An 8,011-nucleotide genomic window follows, 5' to 3' on the forward strand; every position below is an offset into this window, starting at 1 on the left:
AGTCACCATCAATGCCGACTGTCAGACCGCTTTCGCGAGCAAGCCCGCTCCCACAGGGTTCTGTGTTGCATCAGTCGTCCGCCTTGGGGTCCAGGTCCGGGAACATCACCTCGGTGAAGCCAAACTTGCTGAAGTCGGTAATGCGCGACGGGTACAGGCGGCCGATCAGGTGATCGCATTCATGCTGCACCACCCGTGCGTGGAAGCCCGAAGCAATGCGCACGATGGGCTCGCCCTTGGGATCGACGCCTTCGTAGCGAATCTGCTGGTAACGTTGCACCGCGCCGCGCAGGCCCGGTACGGACAAACAGCCTTCGAAACCCTCTTCCAGGGTCGGGCTGAGCGGTGTGATCAACGGGTTGATCAGGATCGTCTGCGGCACCGCCTCGGCATCCGGATAACGCTCGCTGTGCTCGAAACCGAAGATCACCAGCTGCAGGTCGACACCGATCTGCGGAGCAGCCAGGCCAACGCCTCCCACACTTTCCATGGTCTGGAACATGTCATCGATCAGTTGCCACAGCTCGGGGCTGTCGAACATCTCGGCCGGCACTGGCGGGGCAACGCGCAGCAGGCGCTCATCGCCCATTTTCAGAATTTCACGAATCATGATCAGGTTTCATCAATGGTCGGTTTGTGTGAGTGATCGCGCCCCAGTCCCGACACGTGGTGTTTTTCCTCATGGACGGGACCATGCTCGCCAGCCACTTTTTCGCCGGGCTCCTTGCCGTCTCGCGACATGTGTTCGATCACCGCGTTCATCTCCGCGCCCAGCAGCAGCACCGCGGCGGAAATGTAGAAGTACAGCAATAGCACAATGATCGCACCGATACTGCCATACATGGCGTTGTAGTTGGCGAACTCCTTGACGTACAAGCCGAAGCCCAGGGAGGCGATGATCCACACGACCACCGCGAGCACCGAGCCTGGGGTGATGAAGCGAAACTCCTGTTTGACGTCGGGCATGACGTAGTAGATCAACGCCACCGCGACCATCAGCAAAATCACGATCACCGGCCAGCGCGCGATCGTCCAGAGCGTGACGATAAAGTACTCAAGGCCGACTTGCTTGGCGATCCACTCCATCACCTGCGGCCCGAGCACCATGAGCGCTGCGGCGATCAGCAGCATGCCGGCAATGCCGACGGTGTAGATGATCGACAACGGAAAGCGTTTCCACAGCGGGCGCCCTTCGACCACGTCGTAGGCGGCGTTCATCGCGCTCATCATCAGCCGCACCCCGGCGGAGGCGGTATACAGCGCAATCACGATCCCCACCGAGAGCAAGCCACCCTTGGATTGCTGCAGCTGGTCGATCACCGGGTTGACCTGCTCCAGTGCCTGGGGCGGCAATACCAGTTCCGATTGCAGGCGCAGCCAGGAGAAGAAATCCGGCAGGTGCAGGAAGCCGATCAGGGCAATCAGGAAAAGGATGAACGGAAACAGCGAAAACAGCATTTGATAGGCCAGCGCCGAGGCATAGGTCGACATCTCGTCGGCGATGAACTCGGTGACCGTGCGCATCATCACACGGTGCAGGGGCAAGCCTCTCATGTCCGGAAAAATCATTAGCGTCTCCATTCGCCGCATTCGCATTTGGGTTGAAGTCGTGGCGACTCTGGGGGCCGTTTCCTTCACCAAGGTAGCCCAGTTGGCGACTTTGAAACAAATTCAGTGTGCAAGTTCAGGCTGACACAAAAATGGCCATCCGGGGATGACCGCTTCTTCTTTTATTAAAGGCATTTCAATGGGAGGAAAGGTCGTTACATAAGGTTGACCGGGGGCTTTTGCAGGGAGTTTCATTTATTTGCACCACGACATTTCATCGTTCAGTGCAGGTTGCGCTTTATGTTTGCCGGCCAACCCCTGAGAATGCGCAACACATTCAGGCCATGGCGCTGAAGATCCAATCCCGTAGGAATGTTATGAAACTCGATAAAAAGCAGGCCATTGCCCGCAGAAACCAGGAACTCGGCGGTGCTGTGCTTGGCGTCAACAACTGCCACTTCACCGAATTGAACCGCAACCGCAATATCTGGTGGTTCGACATCCCGGTATCGCGCCTGGCCGTGGGTCAGTACGAGTGGATTCACCTGCTGATGCACACGCCGGACACCGACGAGCTGCTGCACCTGAAAGTGCCGACCGTGTTCCTGCGCGAGAAGCTCGAAGGCCTGGTGGTACGCAATGAAGGCAAGCGCAAGGCTGCATTGAGCCTGGAACTGAGCGCCGACAAGGACTCCTTCCTGCAGGACATGCGCCCGGCGGGCACCAACGTCAACTTCGCGCCGTTCCGTCAATAACCGTCATTCCTGTAGGAGCGAGCTGGCTCGCGATGGACGTCAACGATGACGCGGGCTGTCTGAATGAACGCGTTGTCTGTACCTTTTTCGCGAGCATGCTCGCTCCTACAGAGGATCGGTGTTGCCAGCCGACCAACAAAAAGCCCCGCATCGGCGGGGCTTTTTGTTGATTACGCGGTGGCTTTCTTCGCGTTGATCTTCTTCAGTTCTTCATCGCGCAATTCACGGCGCAGGATCTTGCCGACGTTGGTGGTCGGCAGTGCGTCACGGAACTCCACGGAGCGCGGGACCTTGTAGCCGGTGACGTTGGCGCGCATGTGCTCCATCACCTGTTCCTTGGTCAGGGTCACGCCCGGCTTGGCAACGATGAAAATCTTGATCGCCTCGCCCGACTTTTCGTCCGGCACGCCGATGGCCGCGCATTGCAGCACGCCCGGCAGGGTAGCCAGCACGTCTTCGAGCTCGTTCGGGTACACGTTGAAACCGGAAACCAGGATCATGTCTTTCTTGCGATCGACAATGCGCATGAAGCCATCGGGCTGGATCAGCGCAATGTCACCGGTCTTCAACCAGCCTTCGCTGTCGAGGATCTCGTCGGTGGCTTCCTGGCGCTGCCAGTAACCCTTCATGACTTGCGGGCCCTTCACGCACAGTTCGCCGATTTCACCCAGCGGCTGCTCGACACCGGCATCGTTGATGACTTTGCACAGGGTCGACGGCACCGGAATGCCAATGGTGCCGACCTGGATGTGCTGGATCGGGTTCACCGTCGCCACCGGGCTGGTTTCGGTCATGCCGTAACCTTCGCAGATGGCGCAACCGGTCACCGCTTTCCAGCGTTCGGCCGCCGCCAGTTGCAGGGCCATGCCGCCCGACAAGGTAACTTTCAGCGCGGAGAAATCCAGCTTGCGGAAACCTTCGTTGTTGCACAGGGCTACGAACAGTGTGTTCAAACCGACAAAGCCGCTGAACTTCCACTTCGACAGTTCCTTGACCATCGCCGGCAAGTCGCGCGGGTTGCTGATCAGGATGTTGTGGTTGCCCGCCAGCATCATCGCCATGCAGTGAAAGGTGAACGCATAGATGTGGTACAGCGGCAGCGGTGTGATCAGGATCTCGCAACCTTCATTGAGGTTGGACCCCATCAGCGCCTTGCACTGCAGCATGTTCGCCACCAGGTTGCGGTGGGTCAGCATCGCGCCCTTGGCCACGCCGGTGGTACCGCCGGTGTATTGCAGCACCGCGACATCGCCACTGGCCGGGTTGGCTTCCGCCACTGGCTGGCCCAGGCCTTTGCTCAGCACGTCATTGAACTTGACGGCTTTTGGCAAGTGATAGGCCGGCACCATCTTCTTCACGTACTTGATGACGCTGTTGACCAGCAAGCGCCTGAGCGGCGGCAGCAGGTCGGCGACTTCGGTGACGATCACGTGCTTGACGCCGGTTTTCGGCACCACGGTTTCAGCCAGGTGCGCCATGTTGGCCAGGCAGACCAGGGCCTTGGCACCGGAGTCGTTGAATTGGTGTTCCATTTCCCGCGCGGTGTACAGCGGGTTGGTGTTGACTACGATCAGCCCGGCGCGGATCGCGCCGAAGACGGCAACCGGGTACTGCAACACGTTGGGCAGTTGCACGGCGATTCGATCGCCAGGCTGCAAGTCGGTATGCTGTTGCAGGTAAGCGGCAAACGCACCGGACAATTCGTACAGTTCACCGTAGGTGAGTGTCTTGCCCAGGTTGCTGAATGCCGGCTTGTTGGCGAAGCGTTGGCAGGATTGCTTCAACACTGCCTGAATATTCGGGTACTCGTCGGGATTGATGTCGGCAGCAATCCCGGCTGGGTACTTATCCTTCCAAAAGTCTTCGATCATGGAAGCCCACTCCTCAGCAACGCGAATTCAGCACCGCATTTGATGCGATTATTATTGGTGTTTGGCCATTGGTAAATCTGGCTGATAGAAGGCCGAGAAGTCACAAAGCGCGCCGAGAGTAGCAGCTTTGCAAAGGGTCGACTAGAGCCAAAAGCGGCCTCTACGGTCACTTTTATGACTCAAGACTTACAAGCGGTCATTTTAGAGCAAAAAACCTATATGTCGCTGAAAGCCCCGAAATTCGGGGCTTTCGCTTAAACCTGTAGGAGCGAGCTTGCTCGCGAAAAACGTCCGGGCAACGCGATCATTCAGACAGGGCGCGTTATCGTTGACGTCCATCGCGAGCGTGCTCGTTCCTACAGTGGTCAGCTATTCACCGATCAGGCGATATCTCGCAACTCCCGCCGCAGGATCTTGCCCACCGGGGTCATCGGCAGCGATTCGCGCAGCACGATGTGCTTGGGTACCTTGTACGCCGTGAAGTTCTCCTTGCAGTAAGCCTTCAGCTCTTCAAGGCTGACGCCCGCTTCACGGGCCACCACGAACAGCTTCACCGCCTCCCCCGACCGCTCGTCGGGTACACCGATGACCGCACAGTTGGCGACTTTCGGGTGTGCCATCACCACGTCTTCGATCTCGTTCGGGTACACGTTGAAACCCGAGACAATGATCATGTCCTTCTTGCGGTCAACGATACGCACGAAACCGTCCGGGTCGATCACCGCGATATCACCGGACTTGAACCAGCCCTCGGCATCCAGCACTTCGGCCGTGGCCTCGGGTTTCTGCCAGTAGCCCTTCATGATCTGCGGGCCCTTGATGCACAGCTCGCCACGTTCGCCCAAAGGTTGTTCGACACCGTCATCGCTGATGACTTTCAGCGCAGTGCCCGGCACCGGCAGGCCGACCGTGCCGATCCGCGACTGGTCGCCATACGGGTTGGTACAGGCCACCGGCGAAGTTTCGGTCAGGCCGTAACCTTCGGTGATGCGGCAACCGGTCAGTTGTTCCCAACGTTCGGCTGTCGCCTTGACCAGCGCAGTGCCGCCGGAGTTGGTGAGCTTGAGGCTGGAGAAGTCCAGGGTCTTGAAGTCCGGGTGATCCATCAGCGCGACGAACAGCGTGTTGAGCCCCAGCAGCGCCGAAAACCGCCAGTTCTTCAGTTCCTTGATGAAGCCGCCAATGTCGCGCGGGTTGGTGATCAGCACGTTGTGGTTGCCCGTCACCATCATGCACATGCAGTTCGCCGTGAAGGCATAGATGTGGTACAGCGGCAGCGGCGCGATCATCACCTCCTGCCCTTCGCGCAACAGCGGTTGCCCGTCGCGGCCGAACTGTCCCAGACAGGCCCGTGCCTGTTGCATGTTCGCCACCAGGTTGCCGTGGCTCAGCATCGCGCCCTTGGCCAGGCCCGTGGTGCCGCCGGTGTATTGCAGCACGGCGATGTCGTCGAGGCCGACGTTCAGCGGCTTGATACCCAGGCCACGGCCCATGCGCAATGCGCTCTTGAAAGAAACGGCCTGGGGCAAGGAATAGTCCGGGACCATCTTCTTGACCTTGCTCACCATCGTGTTGACCAGCCAACCCTTGGCGGTGGGCATCAGGTCGCCCATCTTCGCTTCGATCAGGTACTGGATATCGGTGTCGGGGAGCACTTCCTGGACTTTCTGGCCGAACACGTTCAGGTACACCAGCGCCCGGGCACCGGAATCCTTGAACTGATGACGCATTTCCCGCGCGGTGTACAACGGGTTGGTGTTGACCACGATCAACCCGGCGCGCAAGGCCCCGAACACGGCAATCGGGTAATGCAGGACGTTGGGCATCTGCACCGCGATGCGGTCCCCCGCCACCAGGTCGGTGTGGGCTTGCAGATAACCGGCGAAGGCCGCGCTTTGGCGTTCCAGCTCCGCGTAGGTCAGGGTCACGCCCATGTTGCTGAACGCCGGGCGGTCAGCAAACTTCTTGCAGGAACGCTCGAACACCTCGATCACCGACTTGTAGGCTCCCAGATCGATATCCAGGGGTACACCGGCCGGGCGTTTGTCATTCCAGAAATCAGGTTGCATTGTTGTTGTCCTCTTTACCTGAATCTATCCGGGGCCACTTTTCTGTCATTTTTCAAAAAAAATGCAAAAAGCGGAGCTTCACGGACACTAGCAGTTATGACGTAGCAGGCAAATATGCCCACCGCTGTCATTGATCCCATGAATCTTCTTGCCGTGGCGCAAGCTGATCAGACGCCCGGCCAAGGATGCGCTATAAACTGCAACGAGCTAATTGCGACCAGGCAGCCTCATGCAAAGGAACCGCCATGATCCATGACACTTTCTGGCTGACCACGAGCGACCACAGCCGCCTCTTCGTCAACCAGTGGCTACCCGAGGGCAGCCTCAAGGCAATGATTCTGCTGGCCCACGGCATGGCCGAGCACAGCGGTCGCTATGGCCCCCTTGCGCAAAAACTCTGTGACCAGGGCTATGGCGTGTGCGCGCCGGACCTGCGTGGACATGGCAAAACTGCCGAAAACGGGACACTCGGGCATTTCGCCGATGACCATGGCTGGTCCAAGGTCGTGAGCGACCTGGCCTGCCTCAACCAGCACATCGGCCAACAGCACCCTGGCATACCGATCGTACTGCTCGGTCACAGCATGGGCAGTTACGTTGCCCAGGCTTATCTGCTGCACCACAGCGCCAGCCTGCACGGGGCGATCCTCAGCGGCTCGAACTTCCAGCCTGTGGCGCTTTATCGTGCGGCACGGCAAATCGCCCGTTTCGAACGCCTGCGCCAAGGCCGCCAAGGGCGCAGCGCATTGATCGAATGGCTGTCGTTCGGCTCGTTCAACAACAAGTTCAAACCGGCACGTACGCCGTTCGACTGGCTCAGCCGTGATCCGGCGCAGGTCGACCTGTACGTCAACGACCCGCTCTGCGGTTTCCGTTGCACCAATCAACTGTGGATCGACTTGCTCGGTGGCTTGCAGCAAATCAGCAAAGCGTCCAATCTCGCGCAGATCGACCCGGGCCTGCCGTTGCTGGTGATTGGCGGTGAATGTGATCCGGTGAGCGAAGGCAAGCGTCTCAAGGATCTGGCCGACGCGCTGCGCGCGGCCGGCAGCCAGCACCTGCAACTGACCGTTTACCCGCAGGCACGGCACGAACTGTTCAACGAGAGCAACCGCGATGAAATCATCGCCGATGTGCTGAACTGGATCGCACAGGCCTTGAGTACGCCTCGGCCGCACCGATCCGAATAGTTTTTTTGTGAATTTTTTAATTCGTCACAGGAATTGAGACAGATGACCCAGGTTACCAACACCCCTTACGAAGCCCTCGAAATCGGCCAGACCGCCAGCTTCAGCAAGACCGTCGAAGAGCGCGACATCCAGTTGTTCGCCGCGATGTCCGGCGATCACAACCCGGTGCACCTGGATGCCGAATACGCCGCCAGCACCATGTTCAAGGAGCGCATCGCCCACGGCATGTTCAGCGGTGCGTTGATCAGCGCGGCGGTAGCCTGCGAGTTGCCTGGACCGGGGACTATCTACATCGGCCAGCAGATGAGCTTTCAGAAACCGGTGAAGATCGGCGACACGCTGACCGTACGCCTGGAAATTCTCGAAAAACTGCCGAAGTTTCGCGTGCGCATTGCCACTCGCGTGTTCAACCAGCGCGATGAACTGGTGGTGGATGGCGAGGCGGAAATCCTCGCACCACGCAAGCAACAGAGCGTGACGCTGACGGAACTGCCGGCCATCAGCATCGGTTGATTCACCGCATATACCTGTGGGAGCGGGCTTGCTCGCGAAGGCGGCGTATCAGTCACTATCAATGG

7 protein-coding genes are annotated in these 8,011 nt (G+C 59.0%); 3 read left to right on the plus strand and 4 right to left on the minus strand.

Annotated elements, in window-relative coordinates:
* Nucleotides 1–70: 70 nt before the first annotated feature.
* Nucleotides 71–610: a peptide deformylase gene (gene def / locus ACCD00_RS29370; RefSeq protein ID WP_413428722.1), complete on the minus strand. Its 540-nt coding sequence runs from the start codon at nt 608–610 to the stop codon at nt 71–73.
* Nucleotides 611–612: 2 nt separating this feature from the next.
* The gene (locus tag ACCD00_RS29375; protein ID WP_413428723.1) at nt 613–1,569 is read right to left on the minus strand and encodes a YihY/virulence factor BrkB family protein; all 957 of its coding nucleotides are present in this window, start codon (nt 1,567–1,569) and stop codon (nt 613–615) included.
* A 356-nt stretch (nt 1,570–1,925) separates the two neighbouring features.
* On the opposite strand from ACCD00_RS29375, the gene ACCD00_RS29380 reads away from it, so the two are divergent.
* Nucleotides 1,926–2,303 (plus strand): hypothetical protein, encoded by a 378-nt coding sequence (locus tag ACCD00_RS29380; protein WP_008019269.1) that lies wholly within the window; start codon nt 1,926–1,928, stop codon nt 2,301–2,303.
* A gap of 170 nt (nt 2,304–2,473) precedes the next feature.
* Here ACCD00_RS29380 and fadD1 read toward each other — a convergent pair whose 3' ends face one another.
* Both fadD1 and fadD2 read right to left on the minus strand, forming a co-directional pair.
* Complete coding sequence (fadD1, locus tag ACCD00_RS29385) at nt 2,474–4,174, minus strand: long-chain-fatty-acid--CoA ligase FadD1 (protein WP_413428724.1); 1,701 nt, start codon at nt 4,172–4,174, stop codon at nt 2,474–2,476.
* Nucleotides 4,175–4,554: 380 nt separating this feature from the next.
* Complete coding sequence (fadD2, locus tag ACCD00_RS29390; RefSeq protein ID WP_413428725.1) at nt 4,555–6,243, minus strand: long-chain-fatty-acid--CoA ligase FadD2; 1,689 nt, start codon at nt 6,241–6,243, stop codon at nt 4,555–4,557.
* Nucleotides 6,244–6,488: 245 nt separating this feature from the next.
* Here fadD2 and ACCD00_RS29395 point away from each other — a divergent pair, with 245 nt between their 5' ends.
* Together ACCD00_RS29395 and ACCD00_RS29400 are read left to right on the plus strand one after the other, a co-directional pair.
* Entirely contained in the window at nt 6,489–7,433 is a 945-nt protein-coding gene (locus tag ACCD00_RS29395; protein WP_413428726.1) for an alpha/beta hydrolase, read from the plus strand.
* 42 nt (nt 7,434–7,475) lie between these two features.
* The gene (locus ACCD00_RS29400) at nt 7,476–7,946 is read left to right on the plus strand and encodes a MaoC family dehydratase (RefSeq protein WP_096509380.1); all 471 of its coding nucleotides are present in this window, start codon (nt 7,476–7,478) and stop codon (nt 7,944–7,946) included.
* Nucleotides 7,947–8,011 lie beyond the last annotated feature (65 nt).

It is taken from the genome of Pseudomonas sp. Pseusp3 (genome assembly GCF_047304225.1).
Lineage (GTDB): Bacteria > Pseudomonadota > Gammaproteobacteria > Pseudomonadales > Pseudomonadaceae > Aquipseudomonas > Aquipseudomonas fluorescens_CD.